The sequence below is a fragment of the Vibrio sp. 1641 genome, from assembly GCF_033339995.1.
GTDB classification, from domain to species: Bacteria; Pseudomonadota; Gammaproteobacteria; order Enterobacterales; family Vibrionaceae; genus Vibrio; species Vibrio alginolyticus.
The window spans coordinates 762,334-788,038 of record NZ_JAWOVP010000002.1; the positions used below are offsets into that span (position 1 = coordinate 762,334).

31 protein-coding genes are annotated in these 25,705 nt (G+C 45.2%); 10 read left to right on the forward strand and 21 right to left on the reverse strand.

Annotation, left to right across the window (positions count from 1 at the left end; genetic code table 11):
• Positions 1–176 precede the first annotated feature (176 nt).
• A complete protein-coding gene (locus R7Z47_RS07300) occupies positions 177–1,616 on the forward strand; it encodes an FAD-dependent oxidoreductase (RefSeq protein WP_054728965.1) in 1,440 nt (479 codons plus the stop codon).
• Positions 1,617–1,644: 28 nt separating this feature from the next.
• Here the strand turns inward: R7Z47_RS07300 and R7Z47_RS07305 are convergent, their stop codons facing one another.
• From R7Z47_RS07305 to R7Z47_RS07315, 3 genes are read right to left on the reverse strand one after another with little or no spacing between them, the layout of a single operon-like run.
• Positions 1,645–2,580, reverse strand: a complete 936-nt coding sequence (locus tag R7Z47_RS07305; RefSeq protein ID WP_138940265.1) for a biotin-dependent carboxyltransferase family protein — start codon at positions 2,578–2,580, stop codon at positions 1,645–1,647.
• Positions 2,577–3,260, reverse strand: a complete 684-nt coding sequence (locus tag R7Z47_RS07310; RefSeq protein WP_167416031.1) for a 5-oxoprolinase subunit B family protein — start codon at positions 3,258–3,260, stop codon at positions 2,577–2,579. The genes R7Z47_RS07305 and R7Z47_RS07310 overlap by 4 nt, the downstream gene beginning before the upstream one ends.
• Positions 3,260–4,015 (reverse strand): 5-oxoprolinase subunit PxpA, encoded by a 756-nt coding sequence (locus tag R7Z47_RS07315; RefSeq protein ID WP_258485504.1) that lies wholly within the window; start codon positions 4,013–4,015, stop codon positions 3,260–3,262. The genes R7Z47_RS07310 and R7Z47_RS07315 overlap by 1 nt, the downstream gene beginning before the upstream one ends.
• A gap of 319 nt (positions 4,016–4,334) precedes the next feature.
• Here R7Z47_RS07315 and R7Z47_RS07320 point away from each other — a divergent pair, with 319 nt between their 5' ends.
• Both R7Z47_RS07320 and galE read left to right on the forward strand, forming a co-directional pair.
• Positions 4,335–6,293, forward strand: coding sequence for a diguanylate cyclase domain-containing protein (locus R7Z47_RS07320; RefSeq protein ID WP_258485505.1), 1,959 nt, complete (start codon positions 4,335–4,337; stop codon positions 6,291–6,293).
• A 54-nt stretch (positions 6,294–6,347) separates the two neighbouring features.
• On the forward strand, positions 6,348–7,364 hold the full coding sequence (gene galE / locus R7Z47_RS07325; protein WP_005376309.1) for a UDP-glucose 4-epimerase GalE: 1,017 nt from the start codon (positions 6,348–6,350) through the stop codon (positions 7,362–7,364).
• 334 nt (positions 7,365–7,698) lie between these two features.
• Here the strand turns inward: galE and R7Z47_RS07330 are convergent, their stop codons facing one another.
• Complete coding sequence (locus tag R7Z47_RS07330) at positions 7,699–9,837, reverse strand: TonB-dependent hemoglobin/transferrin/lactoferrin family receptor (protein WP_053303617.1); 2,139 nt, start codon at positions 9,835–9,837, stop codon at positions 7,699–7,701.
• A gap of 231 nt (positions 9,838–10,068) precedes the next feature.
• On the opposite strand from R7Z47_RS07330, the gene R7Z47_RS07335 reads away from it, so the two are divergent.
• A complete protein-coding gene (locus tag R7Z47_RS07335; RefSeq protein ID WP_017634152.1) occupies positions 10,069–10,956 on the forward strand; it encodes a LysR family transcriptional regulator in 888 nt (295 codons plus the stop codon).
• 77 nt (positions 10,957–11,033) lie between these two features.
• Here R7Z47_RS07335 and R7Z47_RS07340 read toward each other — a convergent pair whose 3' ends face one another.
• Complete coding sequence (locus tag R7Z47_RS07340) at positions 11,034–13,667, reverse strand: bifunctional acetate--CoA ligase family protein/GNAT family N-acetyltransferase (protein WP_262606743.1); 2,634 nt, start codon at positions 13,665–13,667, stop codon at positions 11,034–11,036.
• 236 nt (positions 13,668–13,903) lie between these two features.
• Between R7Z47_RS07340 and R7Z47_RS07345 the strand changes: the two genes are divergently transcribed.
• The 6 genes from R7Z47_RS07345 to R7Z47_RS07370 all read left to right on the forward strand — a co-directional run bounded on the left by R7Z47_RS07345 (position 13,904) and on the right by R7Z47_RS07370 (position 18,188).
• On the forward strand, positions 13,904–14,473 hold the full coding sequence (locus tag R7Z47_RS07345; protein ID WP_262606742.1) for an SPOR domain-containing protein: 570 nt from the start codon (positions 13,904–13,906) through the stop codon (positions 14,471–14,473).
• A 149-nt stretch (positions 14,474–14,622) separates the two neighbouring features.
• A complete protein-coding gene (locus R7Z47_RS07350) occupies positions 14,623–15,612 on the forward strand; it encodes a D-alanine--D-alanine ligase (RefSeq protein WP_017821896.1) in 990 nt (329 codons plus the stop codon).
• Between the two features lie 128 nt (positions 15,613–15,740).
• Positions 15,741–16,127 carry a DUF3319 domain-containing protein gene (locus R7Z47_RS07355; RefSeq protein WP_005376294.1) on the forward strand — a complete coding sequence of 129 codons (387 nt, stop codon included), beginning with the start codon at positions 15,741–15,743 and terminating at the stop codon, positions 16,125–16,127.
• A 1-nt stretch (position 16,128) separates the two neighbouring features.
• Positions 16,129–16,440, forward strand: coding sequence for a stress response translation initiation inhibitor YciH (gene yciH / locus R7Z47_RS07360; RefSeq protein WP_005376292.1), 312 nt, complete (start codon positions 16,129–16,131; stop codon positions 16,438–16,440).
• Between the two features lie 495 nt (positions 16,441–16,935).
• Complete coding sequence (locus R7Z47_RS07365) at positions 16,936–17,358, forward strand: phage protein (protein ID WP_193280849.1); 423 nt, start codon at positions 16,936–16,938, stop codon at positions 17,356–17,358.
• Between the two features lie 92 nt (positions 17,359–17,450).
• On the forward strand, positions 17,451–18,188 hold the full coding sequence (locus R7Z47_RS07370; protein ID WP_318129928.1) for a hypothetical protein: 738 nt from the start codon (positions 17,451–17,453) through the stop codon (positions 18,186–18,188).
• 181 nt (positions 18,189–18,369) lie between these two features.
• Here the strand turns inward: R7Z47_RS07370 and R7Z47_RS07375 are convergent, their stop codons facing one another.
• The 16 genes from R7Z47_RS07375 to R7Z47_RS07450 all read right to left on the reverse strand — a co-directional run bounded on the left by R7Z47_RS07375 (position 18,370) and on the right by R7Z47_RS07450 (position 25,703).
• Positions 18,370–18,555: a hypothetical protein gene (locus R7Z47_RS07375; RefSeq protein WP_025630574.1), complete on the reverse strand. Its 186-nt coding sequence runs from the start codon at positions 18,553–18,555 to the stop codon at positions 18,370–18,372.
• Positions 18,536–18,763, reverse strand: coding sequence for a hypothetical protein (locus R7Z47_RS07380; protein WP_021448529.1), 228 nt, complete (start codon positions 18,761–18,763; stop codon positions 18,536–18,538). Before R7Z47_RS07380 ends, R7Z47_RS07375 begins: the two co-directional genes overlap by 20 nt.
• 13 nt (positions 18,764–18,776) lie before the next feature.
• Positions 18,777–19,247 (reverse strand): structural protein, encoded by a 471-nt coding sequence (locus tag R7Z47_RS07385; protein WP_140109380.1) that lies wholly within the window; start codon positions 19,245–19,247, stop codon positions 18,777–18,779.
• A 2-nt stretch (positions 19,248–19,249) separates the two neighbouring features.
• The gene (locus R7Z47_RS07390; RefSeq protein ID WP_203526792.1) at positions 19,250–20,365 is read right to left on the reverse strand and encodes a hypothetical protein; all 1,116 of its coding nucleotides are present in this window, start codon (positions 20,363–20,365) and stop codon (positions 19,250–19,252) included.
• Positions 20,366–20,368: 3 nt separating this feature from the next.
• Positions 20,369–21,085, reverse strand: coding sequence for a hypothetical protein (locus R7Z47_RS07395; RefSeq protein ID WP_203526793.1), 717 nt, complete (start codon positions 21,083–21,085; stop codon positions 20,369–20,371).
• A complete protein-coding gene (locus R7Z47_RS07400) occupies positions 21,082–21,576 on the reverse strand; it encodes a hypothetical protein (protein WP_005389725.1) in 495 nt (164 codons plus the stop codon). The genes R7Z47_RS07395 and R7Z47_RS07400 overlap by 4 nt, the downstream gene beginning before the upstream one ends.
• The gene (locus R7Z47_RS07405; protein ID WP_025536937.1) at positions 21,577–21,963 is read right to left on the reverse strand and encodes a hypothetical protein; all 387 of its coding nucleotides are present in this window, start codon (positions 21,961–21,963) and stop codon (positions 21,577–21,579) included.
• Positions 21,948–22,154, reverse strand: coding sequence for a hypothetical protein (locus R7Z47_RS07410; protein ID WP_005455329.1), 207 nt, complete (start codon positions 22,152–22,154; stop codon positions 21,948–21,950). The genes R7Z47_RS07405 and R7Z47_RS07410 overlap by 16 nt, the downstream gene beginning before the upstream one ends.
• Positions 22,151–22,294: a hypothetical protein gene (locus R7Z47_RS07415; protein WP_005479381.1), complete on the reverse strand. Its 144-nt coding sequence runs from the start codon at positions 22,292–22,294 to the stop codon at positions 22,151–22,153. The genes R7Z47_RS07410 and R7Z47_RS07415 overlap by 4 nt, the downstream gene beginning before the upstream one ends.
• The gene (locus tag R7Z47_RS07420; RefSeq protein ID WP_005455318.1) at positions 22,294–22,605 is read right to left on the reverse strand and encodes a hypothetical protein; all 312 of its coding nucleotides are present in this window, start codon (positions 22,603–22,605) and stop codon (positions 22,294–22,296) included. The genes R7Z47_RS07415 and R7Z47_RS07420 overlap by 1 nt, the downstream gene beginning before the upstream one ends.
• A 9-nt stretch (positions 22,606–22,614) precedes the next feature.
• Positions 22,615–23,442, reverse strand: coding sequence for a major capsid protein P2 (locus R7Z47_RS07425; protein WP_005455328.1), 828 nt, complete (start codon positions 23,440–23,442; stop codon positions 22,615–22,617).
• A complete protein-coding gene (locus R7Z47_RS07430; protein ID WP_005455307.1) occupies positions 23,442–23,570 on the reverse strand; it encodes a hypothetical protein in 129 nt (42 codons plus the stop codon). The genes R7Z47_RS07425 and R7Z47_RS07430 overlap by 1 nt, the downstream gene beginning before the upstream one ends.
• Positions 23,571–23,693: 123 nt before the next feature.
• On the reverse strand, positions 23,694–24,452 hold the full coding sequence (locus tag R7Z47_RS07435) for a hypothetical protein (RefSeq protein ID WP_062889031.1): 759 nt from the start codon (positions 24,450–24,452) through the stop codon (positions 23,694–23,696).
• Complete coding sequence (locus R7Z47_RS07440; protein ID WP_005389714.1) at positions 24,424–24,876, reverse strand: hypothetical protein; 453 nt, start codon at positions 24,874–24,876, stop codon at positions 24,424–24,426. Before R7Z47_RS07440 ends, R7Z47_RS07435 begins: the two co-directional genes overlap by 29 nt.
• On the reverse strand, positions 24,866–25,399 hold the full coding sequence (locus tag R7Z47_RS07445; protein WP_029862446.1) for a hypothetical protein: 534 nt from the start codon (positions 25,397–25,399) through the stop codon (positions 24,866–24,868). The genes R7Z47_RS07440 and R7Z47_RS07445 overlap by 11 nt, the downstream gene beginning before the upstream one ends.
• The gene (locus R7Z47_RS07450) at positions 25,392–25,703 is read right to left on the reverse strand and encodes a hypothetical protein (protein ID WP_021448537.1); all 312 of its coding nucleotides are present in this window, start codon (positions 25,701–25,703) and stop codon (positions 25,392–25,394) included. Before R7Z47_RS07450 ends, R7Z47_RS07445 begins: the two co-directional genes overlap by 8 nt.
• Positions 25,704–25,705 lie beyond the last annotated feature (2 nt).

Here is a 25,705-nt window from a genome sequence, read left to right on the forward strand (position 1 = left end):
CTTCTTAACCATGTCGTCAAGTACTTTTTCGCAAATTTTTTCTACTTTAATGCACTTTACAGGCGCTGTTGGATATTTCGCAAACCCATGAACTTTTTGTGATTTTAATCAAGTCCAAACACGAGTAGAATTCACCGTTAGTAAAGAATTTTCCTTATAAAATTTTTAGTGAAGCAATGAAGTCTGAGTTTCCAAGTTATAAAGATAAGCATATCGCTGTTGTTGGTGGCGGTGTAGCAGGTGCAACAGCAGCAATTCATTTTGCGGAGCTGGGTTTTAAAGTTTCCGTAATAGAGAAGGGCGTATCACTAGTAAATGGTCCACCCATTTGTCATTTGCATGCTGGTGGTAATTTATATCGAGAGATTTCCCAGCAACAATGCTTAGACTTGTTAGCACAATCTATCGATACTGTTCGCCTGTATCCGCTTTCACTGAATATTCGTCCGACAATCATCGCGGTTCCTCATTCCGATGGTGGAGACCCATCCACACTAATTCCGCGATTAGAGGTTGTGAAAAGTGCTTATCAGACGCTCGTTGATAAAGATGAGAGTAATAAAGTGCTCGGCGAGCCAAGCGAATACTACAAACTGTATTCAAAAGCGGAGCTAGAAGCTCTCGCGCAACGTACTCAACCAAGTCATCCTACAAACTTCGATGAGTGGTGCATTCCTTTTGCTCAACATGCTGATCTTGAAGCGCTAAAGTATCCGGTTGTCGCAGTTCAAGAATATGGTTGGAGTGTTTTTCGCCTCGCCGCAATTGCCAACTTAACACTAGATACGCTTCCTAATGCTTCGGTCTTCACACAAGCAACGTTTAAGCAAGCCGATTGGATGGGGGAACACTGGCAACTTGGCTATGAACGTGAAGGTATCGATTACCTGATGACATGCGACTACTTGGTTAACGCGTGTGGCTTTGAAACAGGCTCAATTGACAACACAGTTGGTGCCAAGCGAGACAGGTTGGTGGAGTTTAAAGCCGCTTACGTTACGAGGTGGGCAGACTGTCAACAACAATGGCCAGAAGTTATTTTTCATGGCCCGCGTGGAACCGATAAAGGAATGGCTCAATTGACGCCTTATGGCGATGGTTACTTTCAACTTCATGGTATGACAAAAGGAATCACGCTGTTTGAAGATGGTTTAGTGGAGAGCACGAACTCATCTGCTCAACCTGAACTGCCTATGCCTTTACTCTCGAAGATCCGTTACGGCTGGAGAGAAGAAGTGTTAGAAGAGCGAACGAACAACGCCATCAAACACATGGCGCAGTTTATTCCCGGCTATCACTCTGCTGTAAAAGGAGGAAAAGCATTATTTGGCGCTCAGCAAATTCCCGGCACAGATCCAGTACTCAGAGCGGCAGATGTGACTTTTGAAGATAACCACTACGCGAGAATAGAGGTGGTAAAAGCGTCATCGACACTACTCGCAGCGCAAAAAATGCTTCAATTCTGGTTTGACATCGATCCTAACCAAAATGTGGAAACACAGCATCCGGTCGCTGTGAAGTGGTCTGAACAAGAAGTCGAGCAGTACGCGATTAAACTCACTCAAGAGCGAGGCTATCCACAAGCTTTAGCAGTGCGTTATGGTATGCCTACATAATCGGCTGTGTTTGGGCTCAGTGGTTGTATTAATACCCAAAAAACTGAGCCCATTGGCACCATACTTCTTGCAAGCCTAGTCTATCTCCTTTCACAAAATTGACTTTTTGTCCGGGCTTCGCCTGTGCCAGTCTAGGTAAGTCAATACGGGCTACGCAGCCAAATTTAGGATACCCGCCAATAGTCTGGTGATCGTTGAGCAGCACAATAGGGTTACCATCGCTAGGTACTTGAATTGAACCTAATGCAATTCCCTCAGATAGGACGCCTTCGTAAGGTGGACGAATGTTATTGCCCTCAAGACGGTAGCCCATGCGATTCGAATTTGGGGAGATGATGAATGCTTTGTTATAAAATGCTTGGCGAGCGTCTTCATCAAAGTCCTCGTTCTGATAGCCTTCAATCACTCTCAGCTTAATGGGTAAGTTGTAATCTGGCTTAAAACGAAACGTCATTTGCCTTGGTTTACGTTTCGGTAAGTTATGAGGGACAAAGGGAAGAATATCGCCAGCTTTCAAAGCGCCACCATTTGAATCATAACCACCTAGAGATTCTCGCGAGACGGTCGATGCGCTTCCTAAGTGCTGAGCAACATTGAATCCACCTTTAACCGCTAGGTAGGAGCGAAGTCCATTCCTTGCGACTCCGAACTGAAGCTTCTGTCCTTTTTTCAACGTAAAGTCAGACCAATTTGAAATAGGTTCACCATCTATTTTTGCATTTAAATCACCGCCACATATAGCAAGGTGGCAGTTATGCAAGGCAATAAAACAAGCGTTACCCAAAGTAATTTCAATCGCAACGCAATTGACTACGTTACCAAGCAAATGGTTGGCCCAGCTGTAAGCATAGTCGTCGACCGGCCCACCTTGAGTCACACCGACATGCGCTAAGCCAAAACGACCAAAGTCTTGAACTAAAGAGAGCGGTCCTGGCTTTTCCACCAGTAATCCACCGTAACTCATAGTACGCCTCCTAAATCGATAAACTCTTGTTTTGAAATAGCATTAAAGGTGACCTTGTCACCCACTTCAAACGGTATAAAAGGAGGAGAGTCGGAGAAGAGCTCAAGCGGGCTTTTACCAATAATGTTCCATCCGCCAGGACTATCTGATGGATAGACGGCCGTTTTAGAGTCTGCGATTCCGACACTTCCGGCCGGCACTTGAGTTCTTGGTGTGGCAAGCCTTGCCATGTGCAATTGAGTATCAACGTCAGAGAGAAATGCAAAGCCTGGAGCAAATCCAATTGCAGAAACCGCGTACTCGGTTTTCGTATGCAGGGTAATAAGATCGTCTAATGACAGACCTCGCTTTTGAAAACGAGATAGATCTAACGCGGTTTCTTCAGAGTAATATACAGGGATAGTAATGTGATTCGGCTGGGAAAGCTTAAGTGATTGAGTATCAAACTGGCTCACGATTTGTTGCAGCTCATTGACTAAGTTCTTCTCGTTGATTCGAAAAGGTAAGTAATCAATGAGAATAGTTTGATAGGAGGGGACAACGTTCATAACAATTGAAGCGAAAGTTTCTCTTATGCTGCGAGCAAGCTCTCCGACTGCATTTTCAGAAATACTCTCATCAAACTTAATGAAAATACTGCACTCGGAGATCAAAGAGATATTAAATTTCTCTTTATGCATTAATTTCCTCCAGCGTATAGGCTTTGGCGGATCTTTTGGATCAGCGCGATCGACTCTTCATTGTCACCATGAACACAAATTGTGTCGGCTTCCAATAATATGTAACCGCCTGAAGCGGTTTTGACACGCCCAGAGTCAGCTAAGGTCCGGACTTGCTCAAGTATCGCGTGCTCGCTTTTTAACACGGCATTGGGCTGTGTTCTAGGAGTCAGTAAGCCGTCATCTTGGTATAAACGGTCTGCAAATGCTTCAAATAGCAAGGGAACATCATAATCGTCTGCGATTTCTAAGTATTTTTCGTTTTCCTGTGAAGCTAGGATCATTAACGGTACTTTGAACAGTGCTGCCGCCTTTACTACCGCTCTAAATATCGCATCACTTTTCATCATGTCGTTGTATAGAGCGCCATGAGGCTTTATGTAACTGATGTCTGTGTATTGCGCCCGGCATAATGCTTGTAAAGCACCAACCTGATATATAACCATGTTCGTAATTTCATCACCCGTCATGCTTATGCTTCGTCTGCCAAAGCCTTGTAGGTCGGCGTAACCTGGGTGTGCGCCAATATCAACATCGTTGTCATTCGCTAGGGTGATGGTGTCGTGCATGACATTAGGGTCGGAGGCATGAAAACCACACGCGATGTTCGCCATATCAACATGGGGCATCACTTCTTCATCTGCGCCCATACTCCAAGAGCCAAAGCTCTCGCCCATATCACAGTTCAATGTAAGTTGCTGTTTATTCAATGCCATACGTTTTATTTCTACACAAGCAATGGGTTTACGATGCAGGAAAATGCATCTAGGTTCAGTGACTCACTTCATTCTTCTATCATGAAAACGAAGCTTTTTGAGCAGATAGCTGACGAAAAAGATCACGTTAGTCCATAAAGATGTTGCCGTTATTTGAGTTGATCCGAATTTTAAGGTATTTCGTTTCTTTTCCATCCAATTTTTGAGAATTTAAGGTTATTTTGCATTAGCATCGTGTTAATCTTGTCGCCCTTCATGGGTGATAGATTGCATAATGGTTCTTCTGTCATTTTTGTGGTTGTCTGCGACAGGAATATATATGTCATTACGAGCGAAGCTTATTTGGCCTCTTCTGGCCTTTTTAACGGCTATCTTTGTTATCTCAAAAGGTTACACCTCGTATACTGTATACCAATCGTCTAAGCATGAACTGGTCGAGCAGACAAGAAAGTTGATTAACAACGTTTCTTTCTCAATTAAAGATGCGCTGACGACAAAGGACAAGCAAAAAGCTCAAACTATTCTCGCCAACTTTTTAAACCAGCCAAATGTAACGCGGGTCAAACTTTATGACCAAGATGACCAACCATTCGCTGTTATGGAGATAAGTGGGGCACTAGCACCCGTTCCCAGTCAAACCGAAAGAAGTAGGTTGCACGCTCTAGGCTATGCCTTATCAACCAAATTTCTTTATGTTCTAGAGCCGATTATCCATGATGGCTATGTCATTGGTAGCATTAGAGTCACGCTTTATCATCGTCCAATCGTAGAAGCCATGCAATCTTTACTTCAAGATAGCGCTTTACTTCTTCTGTTTCTGATCGCTGGTGGCACTGTTTTTTACATAAGTATCGAGAGGCTTGTTCTCAAGCCCGTTATGGAGCTTAGCCGCGTAATAGAGAATGTGACACACGGACGAAGCACGGAAAATCAAGCACGCTATTACGCCAACGATGAAATTGGAGAGCTCGCGAGATCTTTCAATCAAATGATGAATAGGTTAACAGTACGTGAGAAGCAGCGGCAACATTCGCTAGACACACTAGAACAAAAGCGCGCATTTTCAGAAGAGGTTATCGAATCTGTTCAGCATGCATTAGTTATTACAGACAATTCCGGACGTGTTATTCATTGTAATACGGCGACCCAGCAAATATTTCAAAAAAAATTAGATGAACTTAAATACGCCAATATTCGTGATCTAATTAAAACCAAAACACCGAATGAGCTGAGTCAGATCCTGAGTCGAGGCCTAGAGTGCGATGATATTCACCTCAAAAATGCAGATAACGAACAGCAGTTGAGCCTAACCAGTCGTCGCCTCTCGACACATGAATACTTACTGTTTTCGATTCAAGATATCACCGAAATTGAAGAAGCCATAAACCGGCAACGTGTTGCGGGACGTGTTTTTGAAAGCAGCCAAGATGGTCTCATTGTTCTTAATCATCGCGGTGTCATTACGATGGCAAACCCTGCCGTCACTAAGTTAGTCGGCTTAGAGGTGGATCAGCTTATTGGGAAGTCATTCATCCAAACGCTAAAGTGGCGCAAGTTACAGGAAATGATGCCTAGTATCATCGAGTCGATAGAAAATTATGGCGTTTGGCAAGGTGAAGTTATCGAGAAGAACCATATTGGTCAGTTTGTACCGATGTTTGCTCGAGTCAATCGCATCGTTAAGTGTGAAGACTATGGTTTCTATGATCTGGTTATTGTTCTTACCGACCTTTCCGGCGCAAAAGAGATGGAACGATTGGAGCATTTAGCTCATCACGATGCTTTAACGGGGTTAGCCAATCGATCTAAGTTCCATTTAGAGTTGGAACAACTAGTACAACGCTCTGGATACTTGCGTGACGAATTTGCAGTTTTGTACCTCGATCTGGATGGATTTAAAGAAGTTAACGATACCTACGGTCATGATGCAGGTGATGAAGTTTTGAAAAAAGTTTCCGAACGTCTAACATCTGCGACGAGACATAGTGATTTAATCGCAAGACTTTCTGGTGATGAATTTGTCATGTTGGTTAATCCCGCCAATCAAAAAGTGGTCACCCGAATAGCAGAACAGTTGCTCGAGAGCATATGTGCTCCAATTGAGTACAAAGGTCACTTACTCAAAGTTGGCGTTAGTATCGGCGTAAAATTAGTCGGTGTAAATGAGCGCGATGCTACTCGAGTTTTAAAAAGTGCGGATACGGCAATGTATCAAGCAAAGAAAGCCGGGAAAGGCCAAGCAATATTAATGGGAGGCGAATTACAAGAGACAGTTTAAATCGTAACGTCAAAGCTTTAAACTAACTCAATTCGCGTCAGAAGGAATAATAAAATGAAAGTACTCGTTACGGGTGGTATGGGCTATATCGGTAGTCATACGTGTATTCAAATGATCGAAGCTGGCATGACGCCAGTGATTCTAGACAACCTGTACAACAGTAAATCTACGGTATTAGATCGAATTGAAAAGGTATGTGGTGTAAAGCCAACCTTCATTAAAGCCGATATCAGAGATAAATTGGCGATGGTAGAAGCACTAAAGTCGCACAATATTGAAGCTGTTATCCATTTTGCAGGTTTAAAGGCCGTCGGTGAGTCTGTAGCAAAACCTTTAGAGTATTACGACAACAACGTTAATGGCACTTTAGTATTGGTTGATGCAATGCGTGAAGCCGGAGTTAAATCGTTGGTATTTAGTTCATCAGCGACTGTATATGGTGATCCTGCATCTGTACCCATCACAGAGGACTTTCCAACTAGCGCAACTAACCCATATGGGCGCAGCAAATTAATGGTAGAAGAGTGTTTAACCGACTTCCAAAATGCGAACCCTGACTGGAGCATTACACTTCTTCGTTACTTTAACCCGGTAGGTTCACATCCAACAGGCGAGCTAGGTGAAGATCCTCAAGGTATTCCCAACAACTTAATGCCGTTTGTTTCTCAAGTTGCGGTAGGGCGCAGAGAGTTCCTTTCTGTGTTTGGTAGTGATTATCCGACCAAAGATGGCACAGGCGTACGTGATTATATTCATGTAATGGACTTATCCGATGGTCACGTTGCTGCATTAGAAAAAGTAGGTAGCAAAGCTGGCCTTCATATCTATAACCTCGGTACTGGTAACGGCTACAGTGTACTGGACATGGTGAAAGCATTTGAAGCCGCAAGTGGTAAAGATGTCCCATACCAACTTGTTGAGCGTCGTCCAGGTGATATTGCAGAGTGTTGGGCGGATCCATCAAAAGCGATGAATGAGTTAGGTTGGAAAGCAACTCGCACTCTAGAAGAAATGACTGGCGATACATGGCGCTGGCAGTCTACTAACCCTCAAGGTTATCCAGATGCCTAATCTTCAATTTACACAATAGTAACAAAAAGGCGCATAATTGCGTCTTTTTTGATCCAAATCGGAAAAAATCGTAAATTACTGGTTAAAAGGTAGCAAGTATATACAGAGCTGTTAAACTATGCCCGACTCTTAATTTGGGTTATAAATTTTCTCGTAGCTATTGGGGTAGTTCATGGAACTCGGTCTGATCATCACTTTCATCATTGCAGCAGCAGTAATGGTGAAAAAAGAGATGGCAAAACAGTAAACTTTCATTTTTCATACTTTTCTTTACATTTTTGAAATGAAAGCCATAAAAAAGCCAGCATTACGCTGGCTTTTGTGTTTTTAAGGTTTAGAACTCGTATTTAACACTAATGTTATAATTACGCTCAGCTTGCGTTTTGTCTCGACTTAACTCAGTCTTACCGCGAACATCGTTCCAAAGATGGTATTCTTCATTCGTTAGATTCATAACACCAGCACGAATGGTTATATCTTTCATTGGTTTGTAGTACGCCGTTAAGTCAACGACTGTCGCAGACGGCAAAGCAACTTGGTCTTTGATTCCGCCTTTATCACCATCAGAGTTGATATCACTGTTCGATTTCTTAGCCGTGTAGTTTACTTTTAGGCTTGTCCCCCAAAGTGCATTTGGTGAATCGTAATTTACAGCAGCTACGGCATTCCATGGGTTTACACTGTTCAAAGGATTACCATCACCATCTTCACCTTCTGTGTATGCTGCAACAAAGCGAGTTGTCACGCCTGATGGAAGACCAGCAATGGCATGCCAATCAAGACGGTTAGAGAGCTCAACCCCTTTAATGTTTGCTTCACTAATATTGATATTTGTGAATTCAGTTAAACCACCATTGTTTGATGACGTTTGCTCAATAAAGTCACTGTAATCACTGTAGTAGAACGCTACTTCAGTTGCAGACGCTGCAGTGTTATGACGGTAACCAAGTTCATAAGACAAACTCTTTTCAGATCCCAAATTTGGGTTAGGGCGGTTGGTATAGCCATGAGCCGGATTATCGTAGGTGTAGTAAAGCTCGTCGAACGATGGCGCTCGGAACCCTTGGCTCACTTGCGCGAAGATCGTGCCAGGTTGCGATACAGAGTAAGTTGCTCCTAAACGACCAGTTAATGCAGAGTCGCTAAACTTCTCGAATGACTCTTCAGAAGTATTTGAAGGATTAGTAGAGAAGTAATCGTAACGCACACCTGGAGTCAGAATTAGCTTGTCATTAAGAAGCGAAATTTCATCTTGCAAGAATAAACCAAAGCTTTCTTCTTTTGCATCCGGTGTGTAAACGTAAACAGTATCTGGCGTGCCAGGATCGGAATTAAACTCGCGATTGGTATTACTGATGTCACTATGTTTGTACGATATTCCGTAAACAATATAGTGATTTTGAATCTCTTTATCTAACTGAGTTTCGAATTCAAATTTGTCTTCAGTATATTCGTAATCTTTTTTCTGTTGGTTGTCACCACTAGGCGGTACGTAAGGTGGGTAACCAGGGCTGGCTTCGATAAAGCGATTAGAGACGCCGTTTTCTTCTTTACCAATCCATGTAAGCTTGGACGTGATCGTATCCGAGATAGCTGCATCTGCAAACCAAATGTGCTTGAGCCCAATGCGATTTTGCTTGGTTGTGTCTTCAGCGTTGAAGTTTTTGTAACTTTTATGTGCGATCTCTGAGTCAGTCTCGTTGTAAATAACTTCTCCCAAGAACTCCAAGCGATGAGCGTCATTCAATTGAGATTGAAGTTTTACCAATAGATCGTTTTTGTAATAATCTTGGTTGTCCACAGAATAGTTATCGTAAGGCGCCTTAGAGAAATTTTGTAGCTCTGCACCATCACGGCGTGTAAAGGCTATAAGTGCTTCTGTATTACCGAAACGCTTTGCTAAAGCTACATGCTCACTAAAAGAGTTATCTTCCGATGAATAAGAGAGTTTAGCTTGACCACCAAAGTCTTTACCATCTTTGAGGAAATCCTTCGGATCTTTTGTTTCGAATGCGACAACACCGCCAATTGCATCACTACCATGTAGGCTAGAAGCTGCTCCTTTAACAATTTCGACACTCTTTAGCATATCGGGGTCGACAGTAACGGCACTAGAATTGATAAACGAATATGGTCCACCGCTGAATACGCCTGGTTGAGATGCACCGTCTACTAAGATTTTAACTCGTTTACCTTCCATCCCGCGAATGTTAATACTTTGGACGCCTTGGCGTTGAGTGCCATTAACAGTAACACCTGGCGTATACTCGAATAGATCATTCAAGTCCTTTACCATGTTTTCTTCGATGTCTTTCTCTGATACAACAGCAACAGAAGCAGCAACAGTGTTTATGGTTTGGTTGGTACGGGTGGCCGACACAACGACTTCTTCAAACTTAGAAGCTTCTTCCGCATAAGCAGTATGGGAAAGGGCAACTAAAATGGAGGCTGACAAAATTGATTTTTTATACATTGGCTTCAATACCTTAGATCCATAATAGGTAACAACACGCGGATACTAATGGATCTAAATGGTAATTACTATCATTACCATTGTCATTTATTGATTTGTATTGAATCTTCTTCTTAGGCTATGAGCATTCCTAGTCTTTAGTTATCAATATGTTATATTATTTGTCGTTAGTTCTTGATAAGTTCATCCAAATACAACGAATGTGATGAATGTCACATTAAGAGAGGCCATGTGCAGAGTCCAATTACGTTAGAAGCACTCCATATTCTAGATGCTATTGATCGAAGAGGGAGTTTTGCTGCTGCTGCGAATGAGTTAGACAGAGCCCCGTCATCGCTGAGCTATCAAATCCAGAAACTCGAGCAAGACTTAGACATTATTATCTTCGATCGCTCTGGTCACAAAGCCCATTTTACTGAAGCAGGTAAGCTTATTCTTGAAAGAGGAAGAGCCATTTTACAAGCCAGTGAAAAGTTAGTGAACGATGCAACGTTATTGGCGAATGGCTGGGAACTGGATATTACCATTGCCTTCGATGGCATTATTCCTATATCCAACTTTTTCCCGATGGTTGATGCGCTGGCCGAGGTCAGCTCAACTCGAGTCAGGCTGCAAGAGGAGATTCTGGCTGGTAGCTGGGAGTCGTTGAATACGGGGAGAGCTGATTTACTGATTTGCCCATCACTGGATACGCTTCCTCAAGAAGTTAAGTCAGAAAAAATTGGTAAAATGAGTATGTATTGGGTAGCTTCCGCTGATCACTATGTTCACAAGCGTAGTGGTAAGTTCGATGAAGCAGCGCGAGAAAAGTATCGGATTATTGCTATTGCAGATACCGCACGTGAGCAACCAGCGCTCTCAATTAATATCATTCAAAAACAGCCTCGCTTGACCGTCACCAACTTTACGGCAAAAGTAGAAGCGCTCACTGCAGGTTTAGGTATTGGTACATTACCAAGCCAAATTGCACAACCTCTTATTGATAGTGGTGTATTGAAACGAATCGAAGGCACTGAAGAACAGCCGATGGATATTATTTTGGCATGGCGCCGGAACACTATGGGTGAGGCAAAATCCTGGTGTATTCAGTACTTAAAAAAGAATTGGAAACTAAAGTAACAACGTAACTTTTACTTCTTAGATTCCCATTGATTATCGAATGTAAGAAGTAAAAGTCATCGCTAATGCTGCGCTTTTCAATTTAAAGGGAGCACCATATCTGCCGTACCGTCTGCAAACTGGACATCGATCTCAAACCCCAAGTTCTGAGCCAACATCAACATTCCTCTGTTTGTTGGCATGGTCATTCCAGACATTTGCTTTGTGCCTTTAACTTTGCAATAGCTGATTATTTTCTGCATCAGCACTTTGCCTAAACCTTTTCCTTTCAAATCTGAACGAACCAAAATAGCAAACTCAGCGTCACTATTGTCTGGTGTAATCAATGCGCGGGCTACCCCTATGATAGACGGTCCGTCAGTATTAAACGCTACCGCAACAAACGCCATTTCGCGGTCGTAGTCGATTTGAGTAAAGTTTGCCAAAGCCTCATGGTTGAACTCTCCAACTTCAGAAAAGAAACGTTTATAGAGATCTTCTTTCGATACGCTATTAATGAATTGAGCATGTAGCGGCTCATCCTCAGGCAAGATAGGACGAAGCAGGATAGGTTGGCCATCTCGAAGCGTTACAGTTTCGACAAACTCTGCCGGGAAAGGGCGAATCGCTAGCCGTTTTTGGGCGTCTCCTTCGTATTTACACAGTGTGACATCTGCATCAAGGATAGTTAAATCGCTTCCGGACACTAGCACTGGATGGATATCCAGTTTTTGTATTTCTGGTATCTCAACTGCCATTTGGGAGATACGAACCAAGAACTTCGACAACTCAGTAATATCGAGCGCATCTTTGTGTTTCTGCAGGCGAATCTTTCCAGACTTTAGGGCAACAACGACAAGGTAGCGCGCAAGCGTCATGTTCAAAGGAGGAAGTGCAGCGACGGCATCTTGGGCGATATTCCACTCAGAGCCGCCTTGACCAAGCAAGATCACTGGTCCAAAGACTTTATCTACTGCAATACTAATCCGTAGCTCTTCAGCGCTGCCGAGCTTTGCCATCCCTTGTACTAACAGCCCATGTACATTGGCGGAAGGGTAACTGAGCTTTACGGTATCTAAAATGGATAGCGCTGCGTTGGAAACTTCTCGACTGTTTCTTAAATTTAGAGCAACACCGTGAACATCCGATTTATGAGGAATGTCTGGAGAACGCAATTTTACCGCAACAGGATATCCAATATTTTCTGCCATATGAACAGCTTCAATGTCGTCAGATGCAATCCACGTAGGCAAAACGTTAAACCCGAACAGCTTAAATAATGGGCTGGTTTGATGCGTATCTAAGGTGACTGTGTTTTTATCCAGTAGTCGTTCATTTGCCCACTCTTTTGCTGAACTCACACTTCCAGAATGTAATGGCTCTGCCGTCGTTGGCGTTTCCATTAGTTGTTTCTGGTTTCGTCTGTATTCGACCAAGTGCATGTATGCTACAACCGCACTTTCAGGTGTTCTATAGGTTGGAATACCTGCTTGAGTAAATGCCAGTCGCGCTTCTCTCGACGTTTGTTCTCCTGACCAGTTGGTCAAGATATTAAAATGCTTATGCCGAGGGTGAGATTTGATTGAATTAATAACGGCTTGAGCAGTTTCAAGAGGATCAGAAACAGCAGAAGGACTATGCATAATTAATATCGCATCTGCACAGTCGTTATTCATCAGTGCGTTAATGGTATCAATATAGCGTTCTTGGGTTGCGTCACCAGACAGATCAATTGGATTTCGAGCACGCCAGTTGGATGGAAGTACTGCTTGTAATTGCTCAATGGAAGCGTCATCAAGCGTTGCAAGTTGGCCACCACGTTCAATCAAAGTATCAACGGACATAACAGCAGGGCCGCCGCCATTGGTAATGATCGCTAAACGCTCTCCACGAAGTGGCACAGAATGCGTGAGTGTTTCAACCGCGGCAAAAAGCTCATGCGTATTGCTGACTCGTAACATACCAGTTCTGCGAATAGCAGAATCGTAAATTACGTCAAGTGTATCTCCGTCTTGCTGCTCAAAAGTATTCATCTCTTTAGAGCGGCCCGCTTTTAGCACCAATATACGTCGGTTACGTGAAGCGGCGCGCGCAGCAGACATAAATCGGCGAGCGTCTTGGATATTATCAACATAAAGCAGAATAGCTTCTGTGTTTCCATCCATACTCAAATAGTCGAGCAAATCTGCAAAATCGATATCCTGTCCGCGCCCAATCGAAATGAACGAAGAAAAACCAATGTTCTTATCATTTGCCCAGTCTAAAACAGTGGTACAAACCGCCGCGGATTGTGAGATGAAAGCAATTTTTCCGGGTTTAGCTGCGACAGGGGAAAACGTGCAGTTAAAATTGTGCCAAGGAAGGATGATACCTAAGCTGTTTGGGCCTAAAACTCGAATGTTCAATGATGAAATATCTAAAGGCTTAGGGTCATCAGAGATAACAATCGCAAACGGTGTGCCTCTCTCATCTAGCTCTTTAAGCAACTGCTCGTTACGTGAAACGTTCGTACACAAAATTGCAATATCTGGCGTATAGGGCAGGGAAGCTACATCAGGGTAAGCGATCACGCCAGATACGGCTTTATATCGCGGCGTTACTGGCATAATCGCGCCACCAAATCCACTTTGTAGAAGGTTGCGCATCACAACATGTCCTGCTCGCAATGCTTTTTGAGATGCCCCAATAACGGCCACAGAGTTGGGTTTAAAGAGTTTATGTAGTTTATTCATGCTGACTCCTAGCCGTTTGTAAGTCACGTTGGCTTCTCGGTTTCATATCAATCATAAACGAATAATTTACTGATAAAACATCTTCAGACCAGACATTGCAGAAAATGTGTACGATGCTTATGGAGTTTGTGTTATTCATCACATCAAAATCACAGATTATTGTATTTGATGCTTGATAAACGGCCCTGCTATCGGCATGATTTATCGTAATATTTATCCAGAGCATTTGTTACTTCATGAAAAAAATCGCAATCATCGGCTTGTCAGTTCTGCTTTCTGCTTGTGCATCTGAAACTTACATCACGGATGTGACCTCAGAAAGTTACCGAGAGGACTACAAATCAGATCGTATCTCTAAACCAATTATGGCGTCTGGAAACGCTGTAGTAGAAAAAGACGTACAACCAACTGTTGTGAAAATGACGGCAAAGCCTGAAGAAAAGAAAGTAGTCAAGCTAACGCCAAAAGAGCAGGCGAAGCCAGTTAAGATCGTACCACCAAGTAAAAAGCAAGCTGGCATTCAACGATTCGGCTATACCATTCAAGTCGCAGCTGTGGGTAGCCAAGCTAAAGTCGATCAGTTTGCAAATAAGCTGCCACAGAACGGTCAGCCAATTTGGGAAAACTACAAAGTTGTAAACGGTACTAAGTGGTTCTCAGTTTTGTACGGAGACTACGCAACAAGCGCAGAAGCCAAGCAAGCGATTTCGACTTTGCCAGCTCAATTTCAGCAGTTAAGACCATTTGTTAAAAGCATTGACGCAATCAAAAACTCAGCTTACCCAACACTTAACAAATTAAATTAACACATCAAATAAGGGAGCGAATAGCTCCCTTATTTATTTGCTCAAATCCTATTCGAACAACATTCCTCACACTAAAATTACTGTACGTCACACTTCAAAGGTTTATCATAATAAATAGTATCTTTTGTAGGTCACGGAAAGATGGATTCATGATTAAAAATATTCTTTTACTATGCGGCGGTGGCTCTTCTGAGCACGAGATTTCATTATTGTCTGCAAACTTTGTCGAACAACAACTAAATCTTATTGAAGACGTTCACGTTACACGCGTAGAGATAAAAAACGAAGGTTGGATGACCAACCAAGGTGAGTTGGTTTACTTGGATCTCAATACCAAGCAGTTGTGCTCAAGTGAATCTAATCAAACCATTGATTTCATCGTGCCTTGTATACATGGTTTTCCTGGCGAAACAGGCGACATTCAATCTCTGTTTGAAATCGCAGGTATTCCTTATCTTGGCTGCGGGCCAGAAGCGAGTAGCAATAGTTTCAATAAAATCACATCTAAGCTTTGGTACGACGCTATCGGCATACCCAATACGCCATACTTATTCTTAACGCGAAACGATGAAGAAGCTCACGTTCAAGCTCATAAAGCCTTTGAAAAGTGGGGAAAAGTTTTTGTTAAAGCCGCTCGCCAAGGCTCTTCCGTTGGCTGTTACAGTGTCACAGAAAAAGACAAGCTTTCTAATGCAGTAAATGATGCTTTTGGGTTTTCTGACCAAGTGTTGGTTGAGAAAGCAGTAAAACCTCGAGAACTTGAAGTTGCTGCATATGAGATGAATGGCCAACTACATATCACTAAGCCAGGCGAGGTCATCGCGCCTGATGGTGCTTTTTACTCGTACGATGAAAAGTACAGCAGTTCAAGTCACTCGCTCACAGAAGTTGAGGCGAAGAATCTAACTCAAGTACAATTAGATTCCATCCAACACGCGTCAGAGACGGTATTTAAACAAATGAATCTTCGTCATTTATCTCGTATCGACTTTTTCCTAACGGAAGATGATGAGATTTACTTAAACGAAGTAAACACATTTCCAGGAATGACTCCGATCTCAATGTTCCCTAAAATGCTTCAAAACAACGGGCACAAATTTCATGAGTTCTTGGAAGATTGTATAAACAGTGCAAAGTGATTAACGTTATCGAGACGCGTTTTATGATACAAGTTGTTTTCTAGAGCAAGGATTATTCAAGCCGTATTTGAATATTGCTCAGTAGCAATTATGATTATATCAACGCATTAAACAGATGACTCAGTGGTATGGCGATTTCAAATTATAGAGGTTTTAACCTGCAGTCAGTCGGATCAGATGGCAGTGTTTGGAAGGTTAAAATCAAGAACCACGTTTTACAGGGCAGTTTGACGGCGGTAAAGAAAAGCATTGATTGGTGGTGTGACACCGCATCGATTATTGATCCCAAAGAGTTTGCTTCACTCGGGCAAAGAGTGCAGCAAACTGGTGTTGCAAAATCAGAGGTCTTTAACGGCTATACTATTCAAAACGATACAGGCCAACCTAACTCTTGGTACTGTATGTTTAATGGTAAACTGATTAAGGGCAGTAAAGCCGCTATTCAACGCCATATCGAAGCTTATTTGGTTGCAAAGCAAAAAGCGATGCAAGCTCAACAACAAAAGAAACAATAGAATGACTCTGGTATATTCAACAGAAACCGGTCGAATTAAACCGGAAGAAGAAAAAGTATCTCGCCCTAAAGGCGATGGTGTTGTTCGGATTCAGCGCCAAACGAAAGGCCGTAAAGGTAAAGGCGTATGCATTGTTACAGGTTTAGACTTGGATGATGCACCTTTAAAGTTATTAGCGGCAGAACTCAAAAAAGTCTGTGGCTGTGGTGGCTCTGTAAAAGATGGCAATATCGAGATTCAAGGTGATGCTAGAGACAAGATCAAGGCACATCTTGAAAAGAAAGGCATGACAGTCAAATTAGCCGGTGGCTAATTTAATATTTCCAGTAAACAAAAATGGCGTCTAAAGAAATAGACGCCATTTTTTATAAGTTGCTAATTGAAGAGCAAGCAATCGTAGATTGATAGATCGATATTAGCTATTTTATGGTAAATAACCATTATGTTTAATGCTCACAGTAAGGCCCTTAAATTTAAAATCTGCAGGGGAATAGGAGCATACTCAGACAACATTTAGCGTACAGCAATATACAATTTAACATAATATACATAATGCGCACCAAGGGGTGATTTGTTAACAAAGGCTAACTCTTTGATTAAGCCTTTCATAAGTGTCTGATAACCAAGCCGTAATTTTTTATTTTGTCGATTTCCATAACGCAAGTTACTTGTACTATTCGTGACGTTCGTTTTGTGCAATCAACGAAAAACCACTATAAGCCTGACCGCCACATAATGTTGCGTTCGGTAACGCCCAAAACAACAAGAAAAATAATTTTAGTCAGTTATTCAATATGCGAGCGTTGTCATGTTTCACGAATCATTCCGCACACTCTTTTGGCGCGAGTTTACCTCCATCAAGCAAGGCGCTGAATATTTTCATGTGTCTAAACCGACGATTACCCGTTGGCTCGATGGCACAGTTCCTATCAATCCAATGGCAGAAAAACTACTGTTGATTAAGGCGCTTGGTTATTTGCCTAATGATTTGCGTTGGTCTGGGTTTCGTATATGTGAGAAACGCGCGGTGTTTATCACGCCATCCGGTCGTGAGTTTAGCCCTAAAGAATTGGAAAGTTTTGTGTTCTGGCGTGACGAACATCGTCAGTTTGTGGAAATGTACGGGCATTTTGAGTATCCCAAGGTTTATCCCGCTAAAGAAAACGTTTTGCCTTTTCGTGGCGGCCGTCGAATGAAAGCCGCCGAATGGATACCATCTAAGGACCGATGAATAGTAACGTTAGTTTGGACTGTGTGCTTGATATAAATAATGTTGTATATTTGAAGGTTTAATACCTTATTTATCAAACATAAGAGTCTGCAATGTCGCAACGTAGCTACCAAAGCAATGAGCCTATAGCCAAGTCTGGCAGAGCGTTAGTCATATCTTCATCAGTTCTGTTTTTGCATCAAATTGAAATCTTGAAGCTAGATAAACTACCCTTTATTGGAGCTAGTATCAACGGTGATAAAGACACTATAGGCATTCTAATATTATTAGTAACCACCTATTTTTTATATAAATTTTTCGTTTATACAATAAGCAATGAGGAATATTATTCTAGGCGAGATGAGCTATTGAGGTTTTACTTGGCGCAGTACTTTTCAAGTCTCGGGAAGAAGCTTGCAAAAGAAGTTAAACTTGCTGTTTTGTCTGGTCATGATAAGTATCTAGACTGCGATTTAGATCAACTTTTAATTCCAATAAAATCTAGCAAGCCTAAATATGCGTGGATTACTCGCTACCACCTTACTTCCTTTCGCTTCAGCTCCGCCTCTGATCCTGAGGAAGACTTTAACGCTTATGAGCGATGCAAAAGTAAGAATCTAACCAACGTTAATATTACTTATCTGTTTCATTACACATTTTCTGAATCAAAGGAAGATGGCGGTTACAACTCATCCTCTACGTCACTTACATACCCGATACCTGCTAAGGACTACATTAGGATATATCGGACTTGTGCTATAAAGAGTTACTTTTCTCTTCCAGATTTTCTTGAGCAAGTCTTCCCTTATATTATCTATGCAGGGGCGCTTTTGTCCTACTCCTTATACTAGAAATGAGACTAAAACAAAAAGCCGAACCCCATCGCTAAGGGTTCGGCTTTTTTAGGCTTCTGCTTTGGTGGCATCATTTGAAGCCTGTCGAGGTCAATCGACCCGCCCAAAGTATCGGCTCCCTACTCGCTGTGTAAATCGTCATTAATGACGTTTCGAACCAGTTCGCACGGTTTAAGCCTTAGCTTTCATTGTTGCGCGTAGCCGTTAGAACCAAAACACTTTCACGGACTTCTTGCAGCCCTTGGGTTAACTGCTTATTGATAGCAATCTGGTATTTCAGATTCATCCCCATCAAAGCAAACAGCACAAGCGATTCCGACGAAAAGCCCAGACCCGACAAGGCGTTAACTAGGGCGGTTTCCATCCAAGCCCCCTACACTTTTTGTCGGTTTCCAGCTGTCCGGCAGCGCTTCATACACACCAATCACGGCGGGAATGGCCAAGCCAACCGCACCGCCAAGGTTAACGCCCGTTTCGGTGATTTCGACACTGAATAAATGACCGTAGCCAGTGACCGCCGCGACGACGGAACCCAGTAGCGCCAAGCCTTTTAATGTGGAACGTTCAAACATGTTGTGTTTCTCCTTAAACCAGATTGACGCCTTTCAGCACCGTGTGTTTGCTATAGTGGCGACCTACTTCCATGATGCTCATGGCGTGAAGCACTTCGACCAACAGCGGTTTGTTGTTCACCAAATCAATGCGCTCATCCATACCGACGCCCACGCGACCCGCAACAAAGCGTGCGTAGTTGGCGGTGTGGTTTTCGTTTGGCGGCGCAAAGCGGTGAATGATTTCGGTTAGTGTGTGCAGTTCGTGGCGCAATTGGTAGTTACGCAGCAAAATCGCTCCGGCACGAAAGCCCCATTCGGGCGCTTTAAAGGTTTCAAAGGCTTTATCGCGTGACGGCGTCACCTTGCCTTTCCACGCATTAGAGGCAATGCGAATGTTAAGCGGGTTATGAATGCGAACCCCGCGAACGCTTGATGTGGTTGATGTCGTCATGGTAAACGCTCCAATCCCTAAGAGTATGATGACAAAGATAAACAACGGCATAACTACACCGCTTGATAGTTGACTGAGTTGAAGTAATTCAAGTGCACGGGCGTTTTCGAGTAGTACGCCATCAAATGCGCGTGTGATTGACCGCCCGCCGTATCACCTTGCACCTGTACCGTGTTGTGATTCACTTTGGTAATGGTCGATGCACTGTAAGGTGCCTCGGTTGTCGTTCCTGTGATTTGGCAGTTACAGAAAATCAGGTGCTTCTCCATGCCAAACGGCATTGAATAGCGCCCCACATCGACACTCACGCCCCCTGTTAGCTCTGCTTTCGTCAAGCGCCCTAACGAATCAACACAGCGCATCGTGTCTTTTGCTACTGGGCTCGGTGTTAGGTCTGGGACGACATTCGCTTGGCTTGGGTTTAGGAATACGCCTGCGCCTGTAAACGCGGTGCTCTTTCTGCCGTTGTTCATGTCAGACTCAACAAAAAAGGCATAAATGCCCCCTGGCTTAAGTTTCACGCCGTGAATCCAGCTGTGAACAAAATCCGGTGCTTTCGGTTGCGCGGTCATGCTTGTTGCCACGTAATCCACAAAGTCGCCGTTTGCATCGAGTTCAACCACACCAAAGCGGTGATAAACCGTGTCGTCGTGCATTTTCAGATAGACCGAGTACGACAGGTCAAGCAATACGCCTTTACCGTCTACGACTTCCAGTACCTTTTCGGTTTCCATTGGTGCGCTAAATACACTGAAATGCAGCGTCTTGGCTTTATCGCCACCCATCATAAAGAACGTGGCTTTTGCCGTTGGGTCGCGCTTTTCTACTTCACCGCCTCGGGTGTTGTAGTGCGCAGCGTGAAAGTGGCGCGCTTCGGCAAAGACTTCAACGCCCCAACCAAATGGTGCGGGACGGCCAAAGCTGCGCCCTAGGTGCATTTCGCTGGCGCTTTGGTTTTCGTAGGTGAATGCGCCTGTTGTCCATCGGGCATAGAATGCCGATTGCCAGTTGATGTCTAGCTGAGCCGCTGAGAAATCAGGGTTCACCAATAGATTGGGAATGACTTCTACACCGTTCGCTTCAGCCTTGGCATCATCAATGCAATCGGCCAAGTATTCGATTTTGTTGCGTGGGTTGCCGTTTGGCAGATTGTCACGTACTTGTCCCATGCGTTAAATCTCCATAATCGTGACAGCGTCACCCGCCGTGCCTGTTAATGTCATGGCGGCGGTGCTTTCAATGGTGATGCGCTCGCCCGCTTCCAGTTCAAACGCGTCAACAAACACCGAGGCGGTGTTGGCTTTCGACGCCTTAATCGTGATGGCTTTGCGCGTGGCGTTTTGTGCCATGTTGTGCGGAAACACGCTCACGGCTTCGGTGATAAGGTTGCTACTGACTTGCTCATCCACTTTGACCACTTGCGTCGCTTCGAGCGTGACCGCAGGCAACGATTGAACATTCACGGGTTGCGGCGCTTTGAACTCAACAGGCGGCAAAGTGGTGACGCCGAGCTGTTGATTCGCGGCCAATTCAACCGCGGGAAGCTGATTCACTGCCAATTGTTGATTGGGTGCGATTTCCACCGCGGGCAACTGTTCAATCACCACACTCGGCAAGGCTTGAACCACCACGCTTTGACCCTCAACAGGCGGCATAAATGATCCATAACCAAACTGAATTTCGATTTCGTTGTCGGTGCGGCTAGAGATAAGCAAACGCCCAAGGTGTTTACCCTCGCCCACGTTAAACACCGACGACTTGCCAAGCGTGACGCGCTCACCGGACGATTCACGATAGATTTCAATTTCAGCTTGCGCCGCTTTCAGATACAGCCAATTACCATCCGGCGTCAGCGGGATGGGTTGACCCGCGATAAGTTGCGTGTTCATCGTTTCTTCACCATTACGTAGCCAAGCACCAACACAAGCACGATTGCTAATACCACCATCATTTTGCTTGTTTCGACTTGCCCGCCGTCCTGTTTGAATTTCGCCAAGTCCATCATGGCTTCAAGGTTCTTTGAGTTTTGCGCCGCTTGGCTGCCCGCCAGTCCCGCCAACATATCGAGGTTTTCACTGTTGGTTGAGGCGTAGGTAGCCAATGAGCTGCCCGCAAAATCAACCACTTCATCAATCGCGGTTTCGGCGATGTCGTGCGTGGTGTCCATGGCTTCCAGCGAAATGCGCTCATTGCTGTTGAGCATTTCCCCGCCAAGCTCCATGGCAGCAGTCACGGCGCCGTGGTCGGTCATGGTGGTGTTGATGGTCGAGTTGTTCACACCCGAAATGGCAACGCCGAGGTTGTCACCACTAATGGCATTTTGACCGCTAACGTTAGTGGTGTTACTGGTATTACTCGACTTGGATTTAGAACTGCCCATCTACAACACCCCCAAATCTAAGCGGATAAAGTCACCGTCTTGCTTGGCAGTGACGCCAATCGAACGCACCAAACGCGCCACGCCTTGAAACGCCGTATCAGCCGATAAAGATTGCATCCCCGCGGCTTTGACGACATTAACCAGTTGTTTGATGCCCGAACGCAGACCGCGACCCGCGACGCCCCACAAAAAGTAGTTGTCACCGTCACGCTCACCCGCAATCACTAACGAACAATCGGCGCTTTTGAGGCGATACAGACTCACACGCCCCTCATTCACCGCTTTACACAATTCGGTGTAAGCCTGTGGGCAAGCACGAAACGCGGGCTTGAGCTCCCCAAGCGCCCGTTTCGATTGTGTCACCACTTCAATCACTTCTTTTTCCATAGCAACACCGCCACAATCACAATTACTGCAATCATCATCAACGTGGACGGGTTAAACACACTCGCGCCGCCCATGTTGATGCTGCCCACTGACAGGCTGCCGCCCGACTTACCATTGGCGCCACTGGTTGCGGGGCCACCGTTGGCACTAATTGGCATCGAACCGGAGTTACCTAATAGCCCACCAATCATAATTTGAATCCTTTCTTGTACAGGATGTAACAAACCAGAAGCAGAACGAGCACCAAGCCGATGCGGTCAAAGCCGCCCGACACTTTGACGCCCGCCCAAACGCCGACCGCACCTGCAATTAGGTATGGAATAAACGGCATTACTTCTTCCCCTTAGCGACGTAGAACACCGCCAATAACAACAGTACGAACAGCATCGCGCCCATCATGAGGTGCGTGGTTGTCACCCCCGCAAACGCGGAGGTGTAAACAGGCTCACCTGTGGGTTGTTGGTAGTCGTTATTGTGCTTGCGCTGTTCATCTGGATTGCTGGATTCGACGCGTTGAGCTTCGTTCTCAATCTTTACGCCGAGCCAGTCTTTGCCCAAGTCGGTGACGTCGGTCAGCAGTTCGCCGCCCGTTTCTAATACGCCATCCCAAATGGAGCCCCACATGCTTTGCTCTTGCGCCATAACGCCCCCTTACTGCGCGGTAGGCACCGCCACTTGTTCGATGGCTTCAATCAGTACCGGAATACTGCCCGCCGCCGTTTTTTCCACTTCAAACGCCAGTTGTTTCATGGCCGCGGTTGGCAGACGCGCTTCGCTACCAAAGCCGCAGCGCGTGAAGTCCAGCGAGAAAAAGCCCGCGTTTTGCTCACGACCCGCCGCGGCGAGGTCGTAGGCGTTGTCGGCCTTGTTAACGTTGAGCTCTTCACGTTCATCACGCAGCACACGAACGCGCTCAATCGTGTTGTCTTTTAGGTGCAAACGCTTGATAGACAGCGCGGCGCTACGCTCGGCAAAGTCAAACGGCGTGCGACCACTTGCCGCGGCGTACCACGTTTGTGAGTAAAGGCGTGGCATGTAGATACGCTGAGTTTGCGCCGCGGTGGTATGAGCGCGAGCGCGAATCATTGGCGCCGCTGTCCCTGTTTTGGCTTTTAGCTGGATGTACATAAACCAGATTTCACCCTGTAGGGTCACAAGCTCACCTGTACGGATACCCAGTTTGGTGCGCATCGTCATGTCAGAGAAGTTCAACACGTAGCGACCCGCTTGCACGTACTCTTTCTTGTGCTCTTGCAAGTCGATAAGGTCTTGACCTGTCACGTTAACGATTTCACGACCGTTCACTTTGACCGCAATACGTTCAATGTCCGCAGGGTCAAGAATGTCCGTGACTAGCTCGATGTTTTGGTAAGTTGGGCCCGATACCAAGCGCAATGTGGCTTGGTTGCCCCAGTTCACACCTTCAACAGGGTCAAGCTCGCGTGGACGTGGGTTAAAAGGCTGTTTTAACGCTTCCATTAGAACCATCCTTTGTCGCCGTTAAGGGTTTCACGCACTGGCGTCAGTACGCTGATGTTGTTGATAGCCGCAATCACGATGAGCGTGATAATCAGTGCCATCAAAAGGTTTTTATGTTGCTGTTTCATGGTGTTCCTTTCGGTTGTACACGGTTAAAAAGTGATTTCATGAAACAGGGAAACGGGCGGGCTTGGAAGTTGGAGCAACCTATAGGTTAAGTGGCTAACCTATAGGTTGAATGAGCGTTGAAATTAGCGGTGAATCGTTCCGGTCAGACAGTTAAATGAGGACTTTTCCACGTTGCCGATACCGTCACGAACCAACATATATTCGGCAATCGGTTTGCCTATCGCGGCTTTGTTGTGCTTGGCGGACTTCAAGCCCGCCAAGGTATCGACACACAAGCCCTTTTTATCGGCAAGCCATCGAGCATCCGCCATTGAGTTAACCGCACCAATCCACCACACAGGCGATTGCTCTGTCACGGTTTTTGGTACTTCCTGACCGCGTTGAAAAATCGAGTGCAGCACAAGCCCATATTGACGCCCACCGCGCCACAACTCGCCCGCCTTGCCTTTCAGTTTGCCGGACGTCTCGACACAGCTTGCCAGCTCTTCGATGATCACATGCAGTTGGTCAGCGTCGCCGTTGCCTACCGCCCACACCGCAGAACTGAAGAACTCCAATTCTTCCGAGCAAGCCCCATCTTTGGGGATATACGCCAACTTAAACGACTTGCCACGCTTGCGCGCCATCACCAAGGCTTTGACGAACGCCACGCGAGAACGGGTTTCAAGGCATTGTTGACCGCGGAATTTTGCCCCCGCGTAGTTTCGATATGGGTCAAAAAAAACCGCTTGCGCGGCCTTTGGCACCAAACCCAAGTGTTTTACGGCGGAGGTTTTACCCCCACCTGTGCCCGCCACGTAGATGACATGCTCGGCATCGTGTGACGGGTTCGAGTTGACCGGATTGGGAAATTTAAGCGGCGTCTTTTTCTTTTTGCTCACGCTGTTTTTTCTCCTCTATCGCTAATAGCTCTTTTTGGTATGCCATGGTTTTCTTGGCGCTGTAGACCAGCGACAACACCGCCAGACCGAGCACCGCTTCTTCCATGTAATTACCGAACATCGACGTGACCGTGTCACCATGCTTTTCAAGCACTGGCAACGCCGCATCAATCACCGCCGCTTTGCCTTTTTCGTCAAACTCAAAATCCACACCGGAAATAATCGTCGTGGCTTGCTCGGCAATGGTGAACAACACCGACAATGCGCCCTGAAACATCTCGCCCGCGGGTTTGCTGTCGTCGTTGGCGGCTTCGGTTGGTAAGTCGGTTAACTCGCTGACTTCGGTTTGTTCCAATCCACTGATAACCGCGGAGAAGTCGCCCCAATCGTCCATATCTGGTTGGTTTTCAATTTCACCCTGCATTGATTGGCTCTCCTTGTTCGGTTGGCTGTTTGGTTGGCATCAGTTGACGGATTGCCCAAATCAACAAGGCGACAAACGCAATCCCCGCTAAGACTTTTTTCACCGGAAACGGCGGTTTTTTAACGGGCGTTGCTACGGGTTCGGGGTCGGTTGGCGGCTCGGTTTCAACGCTTGGCGCTTCCACTGGTTCAGCTACCGCAATGCTAGGCATATCAGTGCTTGCAACGATTTCGGGCACTGGCTCAACCGTTGGCAATTCGACGTCAATTGTGACCGCGTCACTCACTTCCAGTTGTTCAACCGAGTCAACCATGTTGGATTCCACAAAGGCGTTAATGCTCTTGCTCATTGGGCTGTTGCCGCAGTTTGGGCACTTGTAATACAGCAGCCCTAAGTTGCGCCCGTTTTTGGTTGGTTCACCCTCGGCAATCAGCTTGCCTTCACCGACACGATGCACGGTTGAAGCGGTATGACAAACGGGGCACGAAACGTGCCCACGAATTGGGTTTGGATGTTTACTCATCGGCGGTCGCCTCGACACTTTCCAATTGCTGAATGTTGTCTTGCACACAACCGCGATATTTTTCACGCACCTTGTTATTGAGCTTGGTTAACTGCTCGATTTGCTGAAATAGCGTCGGATTCAAACCAAACGCTTCAAGCGACAAGTTACCCGTCATGAGCATCTTGCTTGCACGCTTGATAATCGCGTTGGTGTCCATGTTTTTGAACTGACTCAGTTCGTTTTCCACACTGGCGTTGAGTTTGTCGGCGGCATCGAGCGCCGCCATTGCTTGCTGACATTCTTTAAGGGATAGCATTTCCATTG